The sequence below is a fragment of the Erwinia sp. MYb416 genome (assembly GCF_037479575.1).
In the GTDB taxonomy this organism is placed as follows: domain Bacteria; phylum Pseudomonadota; class Gammaproteobacteria; order Enterobacterales; family Enterobacteriaceae; genus Erwinia; species Erwinia rhapontici.
This window is the reverse complement of the sequence record NZ_JBBGYT010000335.1, coordinates 1-1,403: the sequence shown is the minus strand read 5'-3', so window position 1 is coordinate 1,403 and position 1,403 is coordinate 1. Positions and strand designations below refer to the sequence as shown.

The following is a 1,403-nucleotide window of genomic DNA, read 5'->3' as shown; positions in this document are numbered from 1 at the left end:
TTTGAGCAGGCGCTATCCACGGCTAACCGTCAGCTACGTGAGTTGTTAACCACTTTCCGTCTGAGCATTGAGCCTGCCAGCCTGGCGCGGGCGCTGGAACAGGTGATCGCCCCACTGCGCCCACAAAGCACGGCCGCCATCACACTAGCGTGCCAGATGGATGTCCAGCTGGTGGCCCAACAGCATATCCATGTATTACAGATCGTACGTGAAGCCCTGCTCAATGCGGTACGTCATGCTCATGCAACGGAAATCTGTGTCAGTGGCGATAACCATCCCACAGAAGGGATAACCCTCACCATCTGCGATAACGGCGTGGGTATGGCCACAATCGAAGAGCCGGAAGGACATTACGGCCTGAATATTATGCATGAACGCGCTGCCCTGCTGAACGGCGAATTAACGATTGCGCGTCATGCGAACGGAGGCACCTGCGTGTCTTTGCACTTTAAACCGCTCACTGAAAGCGGACCGGGAAAGGAATAATGATCATGGAAGAGCATAAAAAAATCAGTGTGATGATTGTCGACGATCATCCGTTGATGCGTCAGGGCATTCGCCAGCTACTGGCGCTGGAACCCCTTTTTAACATTGTGGCTGACGTCAGTAACGGTGAAGACGCCCTGATCAGCGCACGGGAACTGCACCCGGCGTTAATCCTGTTAGACCTGAATATGAAGGGGTTATCCGGGCTGGAGACACTGCATGCACTGAGAGCCGAGAATATCCTTTCACGTGTCATCGTGCTGACCGTCTCTGACCATCGCCGCGACATTGCCGCCCTGCTGGAGGCTGGCGTCAATGGTTACCTCCTGAAAGACAGCGAACCGGAAACGTTACTGCATCACATTATTTTGGTGGCCAAAGGCGGTAGCGCCTTCAGTGCGCCATTAGAGGCATTGCGTTACCACGATAACGGAAAGGCCGACCCGTTCATCAACCTGACGCTTCGTGAACGGGATGTGATGAAAGCGGTGGCGTTGGGTCTTTCCAATAAAGAGGTGGCAGAGAAGCTGGAGATTTCAGATCAAACGGTCAAAGTGCATATGCGCAACGTCACACGCAAACTAAATGTACGCTCCAGGGTAGCGGCTACCGTGCTGTGGCTGGCGTCGCATCACGCCGGTGTGTAACGAAAACGCGTCGGGTCAGCACGATAATTTACATATTCTCCTCAATTTCTCCACGATTGTTCGCGCAACCACGAGTAAAGTGATTCACTGCCGGAGCGCGTTGAATAATTAGAGAAATTTGCTCCGCAGTGAACGCTCAAACGCCGCAGGGAACACAGGCATTCTTTTCTTCTTTTTCAGACAACATGCTGCGGAGCTTGAGATGGCGAATTTCTTTATCGACCGCCCGATATTTGCCTGGGTACTGGCGATCCTTATGTGCCTGACGGG

3 protein-coding genes are annotated in these 1,403 nt (G+C 53.2%); all 3 read left to right on the top strand.

Translation table 11 applies throughout. The features are described from left to right. Positions 1-486 (top strand): ATP-binding protein (locus tag WH277_RS04000; RefSeq protein ID WP_339504480.1); only part of this gene is annotated, 486 nt, incomplete at its 5' end. Further along, complete coding sequence (locus tag WH277_RS03995) at positions 486-1,133, top strand: response regulator (protein ID WP_339458396.1); 648 nt, start codon at positions 486-488, stop codon at positions 1,131-1,133. The genes WH277_RS04000 and WH277_RS03995, both read left to right, overlap by 1 nt. Before the next feature lie 202 nt (positions 1,134-1,335). Then, the coding region (locus tag WH277_RS28640; RefSeq protein WP_445235307.1) for a hypothetical protein at positions 1,336-1,403 on the top strand (68 nt) is incomplete at its 3' end.